At 69.5% G+C, this 16779-nt stretch carries 17 protein-coding genes; 11 read left to right on the top strand and 6 right to left on the bottom strand.

Features of this window, described 5'->3' with window-relative positions:
• Window positions 1–27: 27 nt before the first annotated feature.
• On the bottom strand, window positions 28–618 hold the full coding sequence (locus tag ABEA10_RS29025) for a lytic polysaccharide monooxygenase auxiliary activity family 9 protein (protein WP_345469260.1): 591 nt from the start codon (window positions 616–618) through the stop codon (window positions 28–30).
• Between the two features lie 308 nt (window positions 619–926).
• Here ABEA10_RS29025 and leuS point away from each other — a divergent pair, with 308 nt between their 5' ends.
• Window positions 927–3392 carry a leucine--tRNA ligase gene (gene leuS, locus ABEA10_RS29020; RefSeq protein ID WP_345469259.1) on the top strand — a complete coding sequence of 822 codons (2466 nt, stop codon included), beginning with the start codon at window positions 927–929 and terminating at the stop codon, window positions 3390–3392.
• A 159-nt stretch (window positions 3393–3551) separates the two neighbouring features.
• On the opposite strand, the gene lexA is transcribed toward leuS, so the two are convergent.
• On the bottom strand, window positions 3552–4250 hold the full coding sequence (gene lexA / locus ABEA10_RS29015; protein WP_329240905.1) for a transcriptional repressor LexA: 699 nt from the start codon (window positions 4248–4250) through the stop codon (window positions 3552–3554).
• 256 nt (window positions 4251–4506) lie between these two features.
• Here lexA and ABEA10_RS29010 point away from each other — a divergent pair, with 256 nt between their 5' ends.
• Complete coding sequence (locus ABEA10_RS29010; RefSeq protein WP_345469256.1) at window positions 4507–4839, top strand: LysM peptidoglycan-binding domain-containing protein; 333 nt, start codon at window positions 4507–4509, stop codon at window positions 4837–4839.
• Between the two features lie 178 nt (window positions 4840–5017).
• Here the strand turns inward: ABEA10_RS29010 and ABEA10_RS29005 are convergent, their stop codons facing one another.
• Window positions 5018–5188, bottom strand: a complete 171-nt coding sequence (locus ABEA10_RS29005; RefSeq protein ID WP_345469514.1) for a hypothetical protein — start codon at window positions 5186–5188, stop codon at window positions 5018–5020.
• Between ABEA10_RS29005 and nrdR the strand changes: the two genes are divergently transcribed.
• Together nrdR and ABEA10_RS28995 are read left to right on the top strand one after the other, a co-directional pair.
• Window positions 5109–5528 carry a transcriptional regulator NrdR gene (gene nrdR, locus ABEA10_RS29000; protein WP_345469510.1) on the top strand — a complete coding sequence of 140 codons (420 nt, stop codon included), beginning with the start codon at window positions 5109–5111 and terminating at the stop codon, window positions 5526–5528. The genes ABEA10_RS29005 and nrdR overlap by 80 nt on opposite strands.
• Before the next feature lie 73 nt (window positions 5529–5601).
• Window positions 5602–8421 (top strand): vitamin B12-dependent ribonucleotide reductase, encoded by a 2820-nt coding sequence (locus tag ABEA10_RS28995; RefSeq protein WP_345469254.1) that lies wholly within the window; start codon window positions 5602–5604, stop codon window positions 8419–8421.
• Between the two features lie 285 nt (window positions 8422–8706).
• On the opposite strand, the gene ABEA10_RS28990 is transcribed toward ABEA10_RS28995, so the two are convergent.
• Window positions 8707–9171 (bottom strand): nuclear transport factor 2 family protein, encoded by a 465-nt coding sequence (locus ABEA10_RS28990; RefSeq protein ID WP_345469253.1) that lies wholly within the window; start codon window positions 9169–9171, stop codon window positions 8707–8709.
• Window positions 9172–9253: 82 nt separating this feature from the next.
• Here ABEA10_RS28990 and ABEA10_RS28985 point away from each other — a divergent pair, with 82 nt between their 5' ends.
• Complete coding sequence (locus ABEA10_RS28985; RefSeq protein ID WP_345469250.1) at window positions 9254–9859, top strand: TetR family transcriptional regulator; 606 nt, start codon at window positions 9254–9256, stop codon at window positions 9857–9859.
• A gap of 185 nt (window positions 9860–10044) precedes the next feature.
• Here ABEA10_RS28985 and ABEA10_RS28980 read toward each other — a convergent pair whose 3' ends face one another.
• Window positions 10045–10557, bottom strand: a complete 513-nt coding sequence (locus tag ABEA10_RS28980) for a MarR family winged helix-turn-helix transcriptional regulator (protein ID WP_345469248.1) — start codon at window positions 10555–10557, stop codon at window positions 10045–10047.
• A 411-nt stretch (window positions 10558–10968) separates the two neighbouring features.
• Here ABEA10_RS28980 and wrbA point away from each other — a divergent pair, with 411 nt between their 5' ends.
• Window positions 10969–11574 (top strand): NAD(P)H:quinone oxidoreductase, encoded by a 606-nt coding sequence (gene wrbA, locus ABEA10_RS28975; protein WP_345469247.1) that lies wholly within the window; start codon window positions 10969–10971, stop codon window positions 11572–11574.
• A 94-nt stretch (window positions 11575–11668) separates the two neighbouring features.
• Here the strand turns inward: wrbA and ABEA10_RS28970 are convergent, their stop codons facing one another.
• Window positions 11669–12667, bottom strand: coding sequence for an NADPH:quinone oxidoreductase family protein (locus ABEA10_RS28970; RefSeq protein ID WP_345469245.1), 999 nt, complete (start codon window positions 12665–12667; stop codon window positions 11669–11671).
• A 107-nt stretch (window positions 12668–12774) separates the two neighbouring features.
• Here ABEA10_RS28970 and ABEA10_RS28965 point away from each other — a divergent pair, with 107 nt between their 5' ends.
• From ABEA10_RS28965 to ABEA10_RS28945, 5 genes are all read left to right on the top strand, one after another.
• Window positions 12775–13401, top strand: a complete 627-nt coding sequence (locus ABEA10_RS28965; protein WP_345469243.1) for a TetR/AcrR family transcriptional regulator — start codon at window positions 12775–12777, stop codon at window positions 13399–13401.
• A gap of 40 nt (window positions 13402–13441) precedes the next feature.
• Window positions 13442–14209 carry a phosphotransferase gene (locus ABEA10_RS28960; RefSeq protein WP_345469240.1) on the top strand — a complete coding sequence of 256 codons (768 nt, stop codon included), beginning with the start codon at window positions 13442–13444 and terminating at the stop codon, window positions 14207–14209.
• A 57-nt stretch (window positions 14210–14266) separates the two neighbouring features.
• Window positions 14267–14800 (top strand): PH domain-containing protein, encoded by a 534-nt coding sequence (locus ABEA10_RS28955; RefSeq protein WP_345469238.1) that lies wholly within the window; start codon window positions 14267–14269, stop codon window positions 14798–14800.
• Between the two features lie 68 nt (window positions 14801–14868).
• Window positions 14869–15630, top strand: a complete 762-nt coding sequence (locus tag ABEA10_RS28950; protein WP_345469235.1) for a DUF2071 domain-containing protein — start codon at window positions 14869–14871, stop codon at window positions 15628–15630.
• A gap of 219 nt (window positions 15631–15849) precedes the next feature.
• Complete coding sequence (locus ABEA10_RS28945) at window positions 15850–16773, top strand: helix-turn-helix domain-containing protein (protein ID WP_345469233.1); 924 nt, start codon at window positions 15850–15852, stop codon at window positions 16771–16773.
• Window positions 16774–16779 lie beyond the last annotated feature (6 nt).

Genomic DNA, 16779 nt, shown 5'->3' with positions numbered 1-16779 from the left:
GTTCCCATTGATATCGCAGCGGAGCGGTCAGCTGAAGACGACGTCGGCGCAGGAGTAGAAGGCGTTTCCGGTGTCGGCGATGTCCCAGACGGCGAGGATGAGCTGGCGGCCGTGCCGGGTCGGCAGCGCGCCGGTGTGGGTGACCGGGTTCGGCGGCCGCTGACCGCCGTAGTTCACCTGCAGGAACGGCGTGGACTCCAGGGCGGCCCGGGTCAGCGGCTTGGTCGGGTCGTAGGTGGTCTTGGTGATGAAGTAGCGGAACGACGTGGTCGCGTGGATGGCGGTGAAGGTCCACGAGAAGCCGTACGAGGCGCCGCTCGTCATCGAGGCGGCCGGCCAGGCGCCGCCGCGCGGGTCGTCGAGCTGGGCGAACTCCGTGTGGTTCGCGCTGCAGATCTGGCCGTCCGCCGGGCCGGCCTGGGGGAATCCCTTCGGGCCCTCGACGCTCTGCGGCTCGTACTGGATCGGACCACAGTCGGTGACCTGGTGCTGGGCGCAGCGGTAACTGCGGCTGGGCGGTGAGGTGGTGTAGCCGTGGGCGAAGGCGGGGGTGGCGGTGAGCAGGGGTACCGCCACGGCCGCGGCGCCGGCGACGGCCAGGGCGAGCTTTCCGTGCATGGGTGACCTCCTCGGATGGGGAGTCCTGGCGGGGACCCTGCTCGGGAATTTACTGGAAACCTTCCTAAAAGTAAGCTGACCCGTGAGGGAGGGCGGCGTCACCCGTGGCGTTGAAGCCCGACGGTTCTTGCTTGCGTCTGCGCTAGTCTTGGGATATGCGCTCTCGGCTGCTCCTTAGCCGGCCGCGTTGACGTAACCGATCGGTCGACGCGGCAGCCCCTCCTGTGCGAGGGGCCTTCTCATGCGGAGAGACCTTCTAAGGGGCACAGTTTCGTGGAGCCGAAGCCGTGCGAATCAGACGAGGAACGATGACTGGCGCCGACGAGAACTTTGACCCACGGGCGATTCAGGAGAAATGGCAGGGCCGGTGGGAGGAGCTGAAACCCTTCACCGCCGGTGAGGACCCCGGTGATGAGCGGCCTCGCAAGTATGCGCTGGACATGTTCCCCTACCCCTCCGGCGACCTCCACATGGGCCACGCCGAGGCGTACGCCATCGGCGACGTGAGCGCCCGCTACTGGAACCAGCACGGCTTCAACGTCCTGCACCCCATCGGCTGGGACTCCTTCGGCCTGCCCGCCGAGAACGCCGCGATCAAGCGCGACTCCCACCCGGCGGAGTGGACGTACGCCAACATCGACACGCAGGCCGAGTCGTTCCACCGCTACGGGATCTCCTTCGACTGGTCGCGCCGGCTGCACACCTCCGACCCGGAGTACTACCGCTGGAACCAGTGGCTGTTCCTGCGCTTCTACGAGCGCGGGCTGGCCTACCGCCGGGGCGGCCGGGTCAACTGGTGTCCCAACGACCAGACCGTGCTGGCCAACGAGCAGGTCATCGCCGGCCACTGCGAGCGCTGTGGCGCCCTGGTGGAAAAGCGCCTGCTGACCCAGTGGTACTTCAAGATCACTGAGTACGCCGACCGGCTGCTGGCCGACATGGACGGCCTCGACTGGCCCGAGCGCGTGCTGACGATGCAGCGCAACTGGATCGGCCGGTCCGAGGGCGCCGACGTCGTGTTCGAGATCGAGGGCCGCGACGAGCCGGTCACCGTCTACACGACCCGGCCCGACACGCTGTACGGCGCGACGTTCTTCGTGGTCGCCGCCGACGCCCCGCTGGCCGACGAGATCTGCGCGCCCGCGCAGCGGGCCGAGTTCGAGGCGTACCGCCAGACGGTGGCGCGCGAGTCGGAGGTCGAGCGGCTGGCCGCCGACCGCGAGAAGACCGGCGTCTTCCTGGGCCGCTACGCGATCAACCCGGTCAACGGCGAGCGCATGCCCGTGTGGGCCTCGGACTACGTCCTGGCGGAGTACGGCCACGGCGCGATCATGGCGGTGCCCGCGCACGACCAGCGCGACCTGGACTTCGCGCGCAAGTTCGACCTGCCGGTGCGGGTCGTCGTGCACACCGGCGAGGCCGACCCCGCCGAGTCCGGCGTCGCGACCCCCGGCGAGGGCGAGCTGGTCAACTCCGGCCCGCTGGACGGCCTGACCAAGTCCGCCGCGATCCCGCGGATCACCGAGATCCTGGAGGAGCGCGGGCTGGGCAAGGCGGCCGTCAACTACCGCCTGCGCGACTGGCTGATCTCCCGGCAGCGCTTCTGGGGCACGCCGATCCCGATCATCCACTGCGAGGCGTGCGGCGAGGTCCCGGTCCCCGACGAGCAGCTGCCCGTACGCCTGCCGGACAACCTGCGCGGCGCGGACCTGGCGCCGCGCGGCGTCTCGCCGCTGGCGGCCGCCACCGACTGGGTCAACGTCGCGTGCCCCAAGTGCGGCGGCGCGGCCAAGCGCGACACCGACACGATGGACACCTTCGTCGACTCCTCGTGGTACTTCCTGCGCTACTGCTCGCCGGACTACACCGAGGGCCCGTTCGACGTCGAGAAGGCCCGCCGGTGGATGCCGGTCGACCAGTACACCGGTGGGGTCGAGCACGCGATCCTGCACCTGCTGTACAGCCGGTTCTTCACCAAGGTGCTGTACGACATGGGCATGCTGGACTGCGTCGAGCCGTTCACCCGGCTGGTCAACCAGGGCCAGGTGATCCTCAACGGCTCCGCGATGTCCAAGACGACCGGCAACCTGGTCGACCTGGGCGAGCAGATCGCCGAGTACGGCGTCGACGCGGTGCGCCTGACGATGATCTTCTCCGGGCCGCCGGAGGACGACATCGACTGGGCCGACGTGTCGCCGTCCGGTGCGGTGAAGTTCCTGGCCCGCGCGCACCGGGTGGCCGCCGACGTCGCTTCGGCGCCCGGCGCCGACCCGGCCTCGGGCGACGTCGAGCTGCGCAAGGTCACCCACCGCACGATCGATGAGGTCACCCGGCTGGTCGAGGCGCACCGCTACAACGTCGCGGTGGCCCGCATGATGGAGCTGACCTCGGCCTCGCGGAGGGCGATCGACTCCGGCGTGGGCCCGGCCGATCCCGCCGTACGCGAGGCGGCCGAGACGCTGGCGGTGATGCTGTCGCTGGTGGCGCCCTACACCGCCGAGGAGATGTGGGAGCGCCTGGGCCGCGACGGGTCCGTGGCCAAGGCCGGCTGGCCGACGGCGGAGCCGGCCCTGCTGGTCCAGGAGTCGGTGACCTGTGTGGTCCAGGTGGCGGGCAAGGTCCGCGACCGGCTCGAGGTCTCTCCGGAGATCGGCGAGACGGAGCTGGAGCGGCTGGCGCTGGCGTCGGAGAAGATCCAGGCCGCCCTCGGCGACCGCGGCATCCGCAAGGTCGTCGTCCGCGCTCCCAAGATCGTCAACATCGTCCCGGCGTAGTGCCCGTCTCGAGGCCCCGTCGCCTGCCGGCGGGGCCCTCGAGACCGGCCCCGGACGCACGCCGTAGCGGGGTGAATGCCCGCAAAGACGACATCAAAATGCGGTGAGGGCACCCCATGGCGGGGCGCCCTCACCGTGCACAGTCCGGAGACGCGTCGATCACATCTTGCGCAGCACCGCGACGACCCGGCCGAGGATCGTCGCGTCATCGCCCGGAATCGGGTCGTACGCCGGGTTGTGCGGCATCAGCCACACCTTGCCGTCGCGGCGCTTCAGCGTCTTGACCGTCGCCTCGCCGTCGATCATGGCGGCGACGATGTCGCCGTTCTCGGCCACCGGCTGCTGGCGGACGACCACCCAGTCGCCGTCGGCGATCGCGGCCTCGATCATCGAGTCACCGGTGACGTTGAGCAGGAAGTGCGTGCCCTCGCCCACGAGTTGCTTGGGCAGCGCGAAGACGTCCTCCACGGCCTCTTCGGCCAGGATCGGGCCACCGGCGGCGATACGGCCCACGAGAGGCACGTACGCGGGCGCGGGACGGGTCGCCGTCTCCTGCCCCGAGGCCGTCTCGTACGACTCCGGCTCGCTCCGTACGGCGGCCGAGCCGGGCATGCGGACCACGACGGCGCGCGGGCGGTTGGGGTCGCGCAGCAGGAAGCCCTTGCGCTGCAGCGCGCGCAGCTGGTGCGACACGCTGGAGGTGCTCGTCAGCCCGACCGACTCGCCGATCTCGCGCATCGACGGAGGGTAACCGCGGCGCTGGACGGAGTCGCGGATCACCTCCAGAACCTTGCGCTGGCGTGCCGTCAGCCCCGACTCGTCGCGCGGGCCGTCGGGCATTTCCCGAACCTTGCTCATCTATGTCTCCGCTGGATGACTGTGCTCCGGTGACGCGCTGTCGCCGGTATTTCGTTCCTGTACACGGACGTTAGCGCCTTCGCGCTAAATGATCAAACACCTGTTCGAAGATGTCCTGGAAATTCGTCGGCTCTCGCGGTACAACTCGTACTGATGTTCGATCGAAATCTCTTTCGACTCGGCGAGGGGAGATCGACATGAGCGAGCGAATCGACGAACACGTGTGCCGGGTCTCCCCTTCGATGAAGGAGGAGGCGTGAACTCATCTGCTCGGCCTCGTCCCGCCGCGCCCGTGCGGCTCACCCGGCGCGGCCGGGTCGTCGTGGTCTGTGCCGTGGCCCTGGTGCTCCTCGCCGGCTTCTGGATGGGGGCGCGGCACGGCGCCCGCGCCACGTCCGGCAGGGAGAGAGGGCCGGCGGTCGCCCGTGAGTCGGTGGTCGTGGGGCCGCACGACACGCTGTGGGGCATCGCCGTACGCGCCCGGCCGGAGGTCGACCCCCGCGTCACGGTGCAGCGCATCATCGACCTCAACGCCTTGTCCAGCGCCGTCGTCAATCCGGGCCAGAAGGTCTACATCCCCGCGCGCTGACGGCCTCGCCGCTCGCCGGTTCCCCCACCGGGCGAGGGCGCGACACGCCGACGTCGCCGTGACGTGAGCGGGCTCTTCGTGCTCCTGTTGCCGACGAGGTTGCGGAGGCCTCCGCGGAGCCGTACGGTAGACCACAACATCTAGTAGTTACACGGGTGTAGTTCACCACAGGTTGTGGTTACGCAGTGAAGCCGCTGTAATCGAGACGTAACGCCGGGGGAGGGGGGTCGACCGTGCACTGCCCGTTCTGCCGCAACCCCGACAGCAGGGTGATCGACAGTCGCTCCACCGACGACGGCGCGGCGATCCGGCGGCGCCGGTCGTGCTCCGAGTGCGGTCGTCGTTTCACGACCCAGGAGACCGTACTCCTGATGGTCGCCAAACGCAGCGGAGTCACCGAGCCGTTCTCCCGCGACAAGATCGTCGCCGGGGTGCGCCGGGCCTGCCAGGGGCGCCCGGTGACGGAGGACGCACTGGCTCAGCTCGGACAGCGTGTCGAGGAGGCCGTCCGGGCCACCGGCACCGCCGAGATGCGCTCGCACGACGTGGGGCTGGCCATCCTGGGGCCGCTGCGCGAGCTGGACGAGGTCGCCTATCTACGGTTCGCCTCCGTCTACCGGGGGTTCGAGTCGATCGACGACTTCGAGAAGGAAATCGAGACTCTTCGCGCGGCGGAGCGCGACCGGTAACACCGGCGCCCGATCGCGTGTTGTACGAGGTAATCCTTGGAATGGGCCGGTTCGGCCTGAGAAGGGGGAGGTCATGACGGAGACGGTGAGCGGCCAGGCACGGCGCGGGAGGGGCGGCCGCAAGGGGTTGAAGATGCGCCGCATCTTCACCCGGCCGGGCATTCACCCGTACGACGAGGTCCGGTGGGAGCGCCGCGACGTCGTCATGACCAACTGGCGCGACGGCTCGGTCAACTTCGAGCAGCGCGGTGTGGAGTTCCCCGAGTTCTGGTCGGTCAACGCGACCAACATCGTCACCTCGAAGTACTTCCGGGGCGCCGTCGGCACGCCGCAGCGGGAGTGGAGCCTGAAGCAGCTGGTCGACCGGGTCGTTGGGGTGTACGCCGAGACCGGCCGCAAGCACGGCTACTTCGCGAGCGACGAAGACGCCGAGATCTTCGAGCACGAGCTGACGCACGCGCTGGTCCACCAGGTGTTCAGCTTCAACTCGCCGGTGTGGTTCAACGTCGGCACCTCGTCGCCGCAGCAGGTGAGCGCGTGCTTCATCTTGTCGGTGGACGACACGATGGAGTCCATCCTGGACTGGTACAAGGAAGAAGGTGTCATCTTCAAGGGCGGTTCCGGCTCGGGTGTCAACCTCTCCCGCATCCGGTCCAGCAAGGAGCTGCTCTCCTCCGGTGGCACCGCGAGCGGCCCGGTCTCGTTCATGCGCGGCGCCGACGCCTCGGCGGGCACGATCAAGTCCGGTGGCGCCACCCGGCGGGCGGCCAAGATGGTGGTGCTCGACGTCGACCACCCCGACGTCGAGGAGTTCATCGAGACGAAGGCGCGCGAGGAGGACAAGATCCGCGCGCTCCGCGACGCCGGCTACGACATGGACCTCGGCGGCAAGGACATCGTCAGCGTCCAGTACCAGAACGCCAACAACTCCGTCCGGGTCAGCGACGAGTTCATGCGCGCCGTCGAGTCCGGCTCCTCCTTCGGCCTGCGGGCCCGCCTGACCGGCGAGGTGATCGACACCGTCGACGCGAAGGGCCTCTTCAACAAGATCGCCAAGGCGGCCTGGGAGTGCGCCGACCCCGGCATCCAGTACGACGACACGATCAACGACTGGCACACCAACCCGGAAACCGGGCGCATCACCGCAAGTAACCCTTGTTCCGAATACATGAGCCTTGATAACTCGTCGTGCAATCTGGCGAGTATCAACTTGTTGAAGTTCCTGAACGACGACAACACCTTCGACGTCGACAACTTCGTCAAGCTCACCGAGCTGATCATCACGGCGATGGACATCTCCATCACCTTCGCCGACTTCCCGACCGAGAAGATCGCTGAGACGACGAGGGCGTACCGCCAGCTCGGCATCGGCTACGCCAACCTCGGCGCGCTGCTGATGGCGACCGGCCACGCGTACGACTCCGAGGGCGGCCGTGCGCTCGCCGCGGCCATCACCTCGCTGATGACCGGCGTCGCCTACCGGCGCTCCGCCGAAATCGCCGGCGTCGTCGGCACGTACGACGGCTACGGGCGCAACGCCGAGGCCCACAAGCGGGTCATGCGCAAGCACGCCGCGGCCAACGACCAGGTCCGCACGCTCGACGAGATCGACAAGGCCATCCACACCGAGGCGACCCGGCAGTGGCAGGAGTGCCTCAAGGTCGGCGAGAGGAACGGCTACCGCAACGCCCAGGCCTCGCTGCTGGCGCCGACCGGCACGATCGGCCTGATGATGGACTGCGACACGACGGGCATCGAGCCCGACCTCGCGCTGGTGAAGTTCAAGAAGCTCGTCGGCGGCGGGTCGATGCAGATCGTGAACAACACCGTGCCGCGGGCGCTGAAGAAGCTCGGCTACCAGCCCGAGCAGGTCGAGGCGATCGTGGAGTACATCGCCGAGCACGGCCACGTCGTCGACGCCCCAGGTCTGCGGCCGGAGCACTACGAGGTGTTCGACTGCGCGATGGGCGAGCGCGCGATCAGCCCGATGGGCCACGTCCGGATGATGGCCGCGACGCAGCCGTTCCTGTCCGGCGCCATCAGCAAGACGGTCAACGTCCCCGAGAGCGCGACGGTCGAGGACATCGAGGAGGTCTACCTCCAGGGCTGGAAGCTCGGCCTCAAGGCGCTCGCGATCTACCGCGACAACTGCAAGGTCGGCCAGCCGCTGTCGGTGGCGAAGAAGAAGGCCGAGGAGAAGGCGGAGCCGGCCGCGGCCCCCGTCGAGGTCGGCCCGGTGCGCACGCGGCTGCCCAAGCGGCGCCCGGCCACGGTGACCCGCTTCTCCGTCGGTGGCGCCGAGGGCTACATGACCGCCTCGACGTACCCGGACAACGGCCTCGGCGAGGTGTTCCTCAAGCTCGGCAAGCAGGGCTCCACCCTGGCCGGGGTCATGGACGCCTTCTCCATGGCGATCTCCATCAGCCTCCAGTACGGCGTGCCGCTGGAGACCTGGGTGGAGAAGTTCACCAACATGCGGTTCGAGCCGGCGGGCATGACCGACGACCCGGACATCCGCATGGCGAACTCCATGATGGACTACATCTTCCGCCGTCTCGCCCTGGACCACCTGCCGTACGAGACGCGGGCCGAGCTGGGCATCTTCTCCGCCGAGGAGCGCGCCGCCCAGGCGGCCGGCCAGGACCCGGCGTCGCTGCACACCGACGACGACGTCGACCCGGAGACGCTGGCCCAGTCGGCCCCGGTCGAGCGCCCGAAGCCGGAGAAGTCCTCCCAGGCCGGCGCCGGCGCCCACTCCTCGACCGAGCTGATCGAGAGCCACCAGGGCCGCACCGCCGACGCCCCGCTGTGCCTGACGTGCGGCACGAAGATGCGCCCGGCGGGCAGCTGCTACGTCTGCGAGGGCTGCGGCTCCACCAGCGGCTGCAGCTGATATCGAGCGAACCTTCATCCGCTGAACCAGCTCAGTCTGATCGACTCCGGCTGAGCCGCCGGATCGAAAAGGGGAACCGACTGTGGTCGGTTCCCCTTCGGCGTATCAGAGTGATGCGCCGATGTCGATGTCTCGGAAAGACGGCTGTCGTTCATCGATGGTGTCTTGCCGGTTCGCTGAGCATGCGCAATGACCCGCGACGGACGTCTGGTGCGGTGGCGGGCGGTCGACGAGGCCGTTCGTCGGCATGGCGCATCCGTTCGGGTAGACGGCGTTCGATGCTCTCTAAGCCGCGTGGGCGCGGGCCTGCAGGGACCGGATGACTCCGATGTCGATCCCGATCTGCTCCGCGAAGCTCCCGGTGTCCCAGTAGGAGCGGATCTCGTCGATGAGGCCTTCGTCGTCGAAGTGAAAGAAAGAGGCCATGTTCATCGAATAGGGCCGGCCGCCCGGAGCGAGGCCCAACGGATCGGTCACCTCGGACGGGATGGTGAGCGTTCCGGTTTCGACGAACTCGCAGGCCGCGAACTGTCCGTGTGTCACTGTCGAGAGCATCTCCTGGCGAATGTCGGGGATGACGGTCGTGAACACCATCGACCAGACCGGCCGGATTTTCTGCTTGCCGCGAATGGGGTGCGGACTGGTCGGGAACTGGATGGTCACGTCTTCGGCCAGGTAGGCCAGCACCCCGTCGATGTCGTGGTCGCTGTAGGCCTGGTGGAACTGGTTGATCGCGTCGGTGAATCGCATGGCCCGGGACGATAGTGACACGTCTGCCATTTGGCAACTCTGACATTTGGCGTGAGTGTCAGTGGATCGCTACGCTGAGGCCGTGACGGCCAGCAGCGAGGACACCGGCCTGCGTGCACGCAAGAGGAAGCGCACCCAGGAAGCGATCATCGATGTCGCTCTACGCCTGTTCGAGGACAAGGGGTATGAGGCGGTGTCGGTGGAGGAGATCGCTGCTGCGGCCGACGTCTCGCCGCGGACGTTCTATCGCTACTTCCCCGCCAAGGAGGACGTCCTTCTCGGCGGACAGGGTGTCGAGGAGGCGACCCGCGAGGCGCTGGCCGAGCGTCGCCCGGGGGAGACCGACGTCGACTTCGTGGCGCGTGCGATGCTCGCCGGTCTGAGCGTCGGCGATCCGGCTCGCACCCTGCGCGGATACCGTCTTGTCCAGACGGTGCCCGCTCTCCAGGCGAGGATGTTCCAGCTCGTCTGGCGGGGAGGCCAGGAGCATTTCGTGACGGCTCTGCTCGCTGACGGCCCCAGGACCTACGACGCCGAACTGCGTGCCCACGTGCTCACGCACGCCGTCACGGACGCGATGCGTGTCGCCGTCACGTTCTGGCTGGAATCAGGCACGCGTGGCCCTCTCCAAGAGGAGTGCGAGAAGGCCCTGTCGTTCCTCTGCGAGGCGTTCACCCGGCCCGAGTGACCCTGGTACGGGCTCCGCTGCGGCCGGGCGGCGGAGAACACCGCACCCTCCGAACAAGTGCTCTGCCCCGGTGTTCTCGGCACCACTTAGGGCGCTAGATGGCAGGTCAGAGCGGGGAGTCGACGAGACGCCGGCTCCCCGCTCCGCGCTTTCACGACCCGGCCGTTGCGTTAGGGCGGCCAGCCTCACGGCTCGATCGGTGACGGACCCATCGAAGCGGATCGAGGCCGCGGGTCGGGCTCGGCCGTGATGAGGTGCTCGAGCAGCGTCTCGCTGATGGCGCCGAGCTGCTGGACCTGTTCGGGTGAGAGCAGGTCGATCAGGTGGGCTCGGACGCTCTCGACATGACGCGGCGCGGCGGCGCGGAGTGCGGCCAGGCCGTCATCGGTGAGCACGGCGAGCCAGCCGCGCCGATCGGACGTCAGGTGCTCACGCCGCACCCAGCCGGCCTGCTCCAGTTTGCCGACGGCGTGGGTGATGCGGCTCGGCTTGGAATGGGTCCAGTGCGCCAGTTCGCTCATGCGCATCGTGCGGCCGGGCGCCTCCGACAGCAGGACGAGCAACTCGTAGTAGGTCGGGGGCATCCCAGCGGCTTCCTGCAGGTCCCGTTCCAGCCGATCGGTCAGCAGCCGCGTGGCGAGGCCGAAAGCCCGCCAACACCGCTGCTCGTCGTCGTTGAGCCACGGGGTCTCGGTCATGCCAGAAAAGCTACCACGCTGGAAATTTGCGTACTGAAGGAACTTGAGTATCATCCAAAGTATTCCAGCGCTGAATTATTTGCCGCTGGACTATCGAGGAGGTCGGCATCCGTCCATGGACTGGTACGGGCCCCAACTGGTCGGCGAAGGGCTTCGCCGACGACCCCCTGCGCCAGGTGATCCCGGGGGCTCGGCGGGCCGGCCGCGGGTATCGGCGGTAACCGGCTGCCCAGCGACTCACCTGTGGACGCGTCGACTTCGACCGTGTCGTCGACGACCGCGGGCCCGGGCCCGTGCCGCCTACGACAGCGGACACCACGTCCACCTCGACAACACGGCTACCGCGCCATCGCCGACGCGGTCGACCTCCACACCGTTGAGCCCTGACACCGCTAGAAGAAAGTGGTCACCATGGAGCAAGTCAACATCGCCGTCGTCTACTACTCCGCCACCGGAACGATCGCCGAGATGGCCCGGGAAATGACCGTGGCCGCCGAGAAGGCCGGCGCCGATGTCCGGCTGCGCAAGGTCCCCGAACTCGCACCGGCGTCCGCGATCGACACCAACCCCGCATGGGCGGAGAATGCCGAGGCGACCGCCGACGTCCCCCTGGCCACCGCCGACGACCTGGTCTGGGCCGACGGGGTGCTGCTCGGCTCGCCGACCCGTTTCGGCAACATCTCCGCGCAGTTGAAGCAGTTCCTTGACACGCTCGGGCCGGTGTGGCACCAGGGGCTGTTGGCCGACAAGGTCTACAGCGGTTTCACCTCGACCGGCACGGCGCACGGTGGCCAGGAGTCCACCCTGCTCGCCCTGTCCAACACCTTCCATCACTTCGGCGGCATCATCGTCCCGCCCGGCTACACCGACCCGGCCAAGTTCGGCGACGGCAACCCGTACGGAACCTCACACTTCGATCAGGGCGGTACCGCCCCGGTCGGCGACGTCACCCGTGCCGCCGCCCGCGTCCAGGCCGAACGCGTCGTGAGGTTCACCCGCGCCATCAAGGACGCCTGACCGGCCACGGCCGTCATGCCCGGTGACGAAGGGGACCCGGGGATGTTCCGGGTCCCCTTCGACCTGTTTCCGCCGGTACGGCGGCAGGGGCTGCTCAGGGCAGCAGTGCCAGCTTGCCCACGGTGGCCCGCGCTTCGAGCTCCGCGAGTGCCTTGGGCCCCTCGGCCAGCTCGTACGCGGTGGGCCGGCCGGGGCCGAGCACCCCGGCCGCGAGGAGCTCGAACAACCGGCCCATGACCTCGCCGAAGATCTGCGGTGCGGCCTGGATCAGGGTGCCGATGTTCAGGCCGATGAGGTGGATCTGGTGCTGGTAGACCAGCTCCCAGTTGGTGATGGCGGCCTCGCCGGCGGCCATGCCGTAGACGACGACCCGGCCGGTGACCCGTTTGGCCGCGGCGAGGCTGGCGTCGAGGGTGGCGCCACCGACCGACTCCAGCACCAGGTCGGCGCCCGCACCGCCGGTCAGCCGCAGGACGTCGGCGGCGATGTCGTCGCCGCGGGAGTCGATGACGTGGTCGGCGCCCAGCGCGCGCACCGCCTCGTGCTTGCCCGGTGAGGCCGTGGCGATCACCGTCGCGCCGAAGTGTTTGGCCATGGTGACCGCGGCCTGGCCGGTCCCGCCGGCCGCGGCGTGGATCAGCACGGTCTGCCCGGCGGTGACGCCGCCCAGCGGCTTGAGCGCCGCCAGCGCGGTCGGCCAGTTCACGACCAGGCCCAGCGCCTGCTCGTCGGCCCAGCCTTCCGGCACCGGCAGCGCGGCGGCCGCGGGGAGCACCATGCACTCGGCGAACGCGCCGCCGCCGACGTCGACGCCGACGACGTGGGCCCCGGGTTCGAGGCCGGTCACCCCCTCGCCGACGGCCGTGATCTCACCGGCGCCCTCGATGCCCGCGACGTACGGCGGCCGCGGGCCGCCGGCGAACGTGCCGCGGGCCTGGGAGATGTCGACGAAGTTGACCCCGGCGGCGGTGACCCGGATCAGGACCTCGCCCGGGCCTGGGCTCGGCACCGGCGCGTCGGTGACCAGGCGCAGGTCCCGGGGGCCGTTCAGGGATGTCTGCCGCAGGGCGCGCATGGTCGCGGGAGTGCTCATGGTGATCGGCTTCCTATTTGTTTGTCGAACGACCAACAAATCGTGGCACGGCCGTGCGGCGCAGGTCAAGGTAAATTGATCGAACGACAAACAAGTACGGAGACGGGATGGCTACTCGCGGCAGGCCACGCACCTTCGACCCGGACACCGCGCTGCGCCAAGCGCTGGACCTGTTCTGGGAGCGGGGCTACGAGGGCACCTCGCTGAGCGATCTGGCCCAGGCCATGGGCATCGCCTCGGCCAGCATCTACGCCTGCTTCGGCAGCAAGGAGGAGCTGTTCCGCAAGGTCATGGCGCTCTACGGCACGACCTCGGGCGAGCCGCCCAGGCGCGCGCTGCACGAGCGGCCGACCACGCGCGCCGCGATCCACGCCATGCTGCGCGCCACCGCCGACGAGATCACCCGTCCCGACACCCCGCACTACTGCATGCTCGTCCTCGCCGCGCCCACCGGAGCCGTGGAGAACCACGCGGTCCGGGAGTTCCTGGCCGACCTGCGGCGCGACGTGCTCGCCACCATCAAGGACCGGCTCGCTCGCGGCGTCACCGACGGCGACCTCACCGTGCCGCCCGCCGACCTCGACGCCATCGCCCGCTACTACGCCACCGTGGTGCAGGGCCTTTCCGTACAGGCCCGCGACGGCGCCACCCGCGCCGAGTTGGAGGCGGTCATCACCTGCGCGATGGCCGCATGGGACACGCTCACGTCCGCGCCGTCGCACGTCGGCGGGTGAGCCTCCGACACGCCGAGGGCGGTCGTGTCAGGATCTCCCCGTGGCCGAGGAACGACTCGATGGCGGGAACACCGGCGGTGCCGTCCGGCTGGGCGACACCGTCCGCCGCGTCGCCGGTCCCTGGACGCCCGCGGTGCACGCGCTGCTCACCCACCTGGCGAGCAGACGGTTCACCGCCGCTCCACGCCCGCTCGGCTTCGACGAGCAGGGCCGGGAGGTCCTCACCTTCCTCGAAGGCCGGACCGTCGGCACGCGCAGACCCTGGCCGGCCTGGGTGCACGCCGAGGAGGCGCTCGACCAGGTGGCGCGCTGGGCGCGCGCCTACCACGAGGCGGTCGCCGACTTCGTCCCGGCACCCGACGCCGTCTGGCGCGGCGGCGGCCGTTGGTCGCCGGGCCTGATCATCGGCCACAACGACGCAGCCCCCTACAACGCCGCCTGGCACGATGGCCGGCTGGCCGGATTCTTCGACTGGGACCTCGCCGGCCCCGTAACGCCCGAATGGGACCTGGCCTTCACCGCCTTCAGCTGGGTGCCACTGCACGCCCGCCACGTCGCCGCCGCCGAAGGGTTCACCGACTTCGCGGCCCGGCCACAACGGCTCCACCGGTTCCTCGGCACGTACGGCTGGCCGGGCGGCACCGCGGACTTCCTCACGGTGGTGCGGGAACGCATCGAAGCCCACGCCGACGGCGTCCGCGAACTCGCCGCGACCGGAGACCCGGTGTTCACGCGTCTGCTCCGTCAAGGCGTCTGCGACGACCTGGACCAGGCGCTCACCGAACTGGCCACCTTCCCTCGCCGCTGAAACAGCAGGCAGGCGGCACCGGGTCGACCGCCGCACCGATTGATAGCATCCACCGACATGTCAGGGCATCGCACGCTCCGCTGTCGCCGTACGGTCGGGCTGCTGCTCTTCGGAGTCGCCGCATTCGCCGGGATGTCCGCCAAGACGGCCTGGCTCCTCATCACCGACGATCTGCCGGACCATTCGGCCGTCCGGCGCGTTGGCGCATTCCTCATCGTGCTGCTGCTCCTCGGCCTGACCGTGTTGATGGCCGCCGCGCTCCGCAGCCGCGTGGTCATGGATGACTCCGGTGTGGAGCTGGTGACCTCGTTCAAGCGGCACCGCATTCCCTGGAAGAACATCGAACGCGTGACCGTCCATCCCGGATTCCGGGTCTGGCGGGTGCGCGTCTGGGCCGACGGGGTGGGCCGTCTGGCACTCCTGTGCCCGACCAACGCCGTCAACTCCGGCGTGGCCGTCGGCCCCCGTCCGCCGTCCAGCCTTTCCGGCTACGACGTGGCGCCGCCCAACACGCCCCGCTCGTTGCGCAGACCGCACGAGGAACTGCGCGCCGAGTGGCTCCGGCGCCGTGCAGCCGCCCAGAACCATTAGTGCGCGGTCTGTCCCGAGGAGGCCATCTCCCGACGGCTCAGGCGGCGTGCCATCGAACGGGGACCGGCATGAGGCGGCCACGCCTGTCGAGCGTCGTCGAGCGCCGCCTCCTGGTGAACTACCGCGTCGCCCCAACGGTCATCGCCGGGCTGTTACCGGCCCCGCTGCGACCCCAGCAGGTCGACGGCCACGCGGTCGCCGGGATCTGCCTCATCCGCCTGGGTCAGGTCCGCCCGCGCTCGGTGCCGTACGGACCCGGTCTGCGCAGCGAGAACGCCGCGCATCGCATCGCGGTCGAATGGGACGGTCCGGAAGGGCTCCGGACCGGGGTCTACATCCCGCGCCGGGACAGCGGATCGATCGTCAACGTCCTGGTGGGCGGGCGGCTGTTCCCCGGGAGGCATCACCGCGCCTCGTTCGACGTAGGGGAGACGTCGCGGGACCTCCATGTCGGCTACACCAGCCGTGACGGCACAACCCGCGTGAGTGTCGACGTCGGTGTGGCCGAGAGGTTCCAGGGCAGCGCCCTGTTCACCGACCTGACGGAGGCGTCGGAGTTCTTCCGCAGCGGGTCGGTGGGCTTCTCCACCGGCCGGGACGGGAGCCGTCTGGACGGAATGGAACTGGACACCGGCTCCTGGCGTGTGGACCCCGTCGAAATCCACGCCGCGCGTTCCACGTTCTTCGATGAGCAGGACCGGTTTCCGCCGGGCAGTGCCACGCTCGACTGCGCCCTGCTGATGCGTGGCATCTCGGCGACCTGGAACCCGCTCCCGCCGATGCCGCTGTCCCTGGTGCCGGGCGCCCTCCGGACGGGGAACACCCGGTAATGCCCACCGCCATGTCAGGGCATCGCCAGGGCCCATGGCAGTGTCGCCGCTCCTTCCGGCGCAGCACCAGGTGATCACCCGTCTGGGGAGAGGGCCGCGGAGATGTCCCCGCCGGCGGGATCCGCGTGCGGACGGCCGCCGGAAGGATCGCCTTGATCGGCTGCTGATCGCCGCCCTCGGCTTGAGGTTCCAGCGGGTGGAAGGTGCACAGTCGTCTCCATGAGTACGAGCGCGGGGCTGTTCACCATCGGACAGCTGGCCGAGAGGTGCGGACTGCCGGCGCGGACGATCCGGTTCTGGTCCGACGCGGGGCTGGTGCCACCCGTCGGCCGGTCCGCGGGTGGTTATCGCCTCTATGACGCCGAGTCGGTGGCCCGGCTGGAGCTGGTCCGCACCCTCAGGGACCTGGGTCTCGGGCTGGACGTGGTGGAGGCGGTCCTGTCCAAGGCCGTCACCGTGGGGGAGGTGGCGTCGGCGCATGTCGCCGCGCTCGACGTGGAGATCCGGACGCTGCGGTTGCGCCGGGCGGTGCTCAGCACCGTCGCCGAGCGCGCGAGCACGATCGAGGAGACGTTGCTGATGCACAAGCTGGCCCAGATGTCCGCCCAGGAGCGGCAGCAGATCATCGATGAGTTCGTCCAGTACGTCGTGGCGGACCTCGACCCCGACGCCCCCGCCATGGGGATCGCCGACAGCATGCGGCGGCTGCCCGCGTTGCCCGACGACCCGGCGCCCGAGCAGGTGGACGCCTGGATCGAGCTCGGTGAACTCGTCGCGGACGAGGACTTCCGGCGCCGGGTGCGCGCCATGGCGGTCGCCGGACGGGGGGCCGACGAGCTGGAGTTCGGCCCGGACTACCACGCGGTCGTGGAACACGCCGGAGGAGCGCTGGCGGAGGGAGTCGAGCCCGGCTCCGCCCAGGGCAGAGCCGTGCTCGACCGCATCGTCGCCCCGGAGACCCCGGCCGTACGGCGGGCCCGGATACTCGAGCAGCTCGAGACGTTCACCGACGCCCGGGTGGAGCGGTACTGGCAGCTGCTGGCGATCATCGACGGCCAGGCGCCACCGCCGTCAGCCGTTCCCTGCTTCCAGTGGCTGATCGCCGCCCTCCGTTCCACCGCCTCCTCCGGACAGGATCTCTGAACCTCG

Source organism: Actinoallomurus oryzae (assembly GCF_039541955.1).
GTDB lineage: Bacteria > Actinomycetota > Actinomycetes > Streptosporangiales > Streptosporangiaceae > Actinoallomurus > Actinoallomurus oryzae.
Note: the sequence above shows the minus strand (reverse complement) of the source record. Positions and strands in the feature narration are given on the sequence as shown.

What these genes read in the sequence shown, in the direction of transcription:
- ABEA10_RS29025 (WP_345469260.1), bottom strand. Translation starts at nt 618, where the DNA reads ATGCACGGAAAGCTCGCCCTGGCCGTCGCCGGCGCCGCGGCCGTGGCG.
- leuS (WP_345469259.1), top strand. Translation starts at nt 927, where the DNA reads ATGACTGGCGCCGACGAGAACTTTGACCCACGGGCGATTCAGGAGAAA.
- lexA (WP_329240905.1), bottom strand. Translation starts at nt 4,250, where the DNA reads ATGAGCAAGGTTCGGGAAATGCCCGACGGCCCGCGCGACGAGTCGGGG.
- ABEA10_RS28995 (WP_345469254.1), top strand. Translation starts at nt 5,602, where the DNA reads ATGACGGAGACGGTGAGCGGCCAGGCACGGCGCGGGAGGGGCGGCCGC.
- ABEA10_RS28990 (WP_345469253.1), bottom strand. Translation starts at nt 9,171, where the DNA reads ATGCGATTCACCGACGCGATCAACCAGTTCCACCAGGCCTACAGCGAC.
- ABEA10_RS28980 (WP_345469248.1), bottom strand. Translation starts at nt 10,557, where the DNA reads ATGACCGAGACCCCGTGGCTCAACGACGACGAGCAGCGGTGTTGGCGG.
- wrbA (WP_345469247.1), top strand. Translation starts at nt 10,969, where the DNA reads ATGGAGCAAGTCAACATCGCCGTCGTCTACTACTCCGCCACCGGAACG.
- ABEA10_RS28970 (WP_345469245.1), bottom strand. Translation starts at nt 12,667, where the DNA reads ATGAGCACTCCCGCGACCATGCGCGCCCTGCGGCAGACATCCCTGAAC.
- ABEA10_RS28965 (WP_345469243.1), top strand. Translation starts at nt 12,775, where the DNA reads ATGGCTACTCGCGGCAGGCCACGCACCTTCGACCCGGACACCGCGCTG.
- ABEA10_RS28955 (WP_345469238.1), top strand. Translation starts at nt 14,267, where the DNA reads ATGTCAGGGCATCGCACGCTCCGCTGTCGCCGTACGGTCGGGCTGCTG.
- ABEA10_RS28950 (WP_345469235.1), top strand. Translation starts at nt 14,869, where the DNA reads ATGAGGCGGCCACGCCTGTCGAGCGTCGTCGAGCGCCGCCTCCTGGTG.
- ABEA10_RS28945 (WP_345469233.1), top strand. Translation starts at nt 15,850, where the DNA reads ATGAGTACGAGCGCGGGGCTGTTCACCATCGGACAGCTGGCCGAGAGG.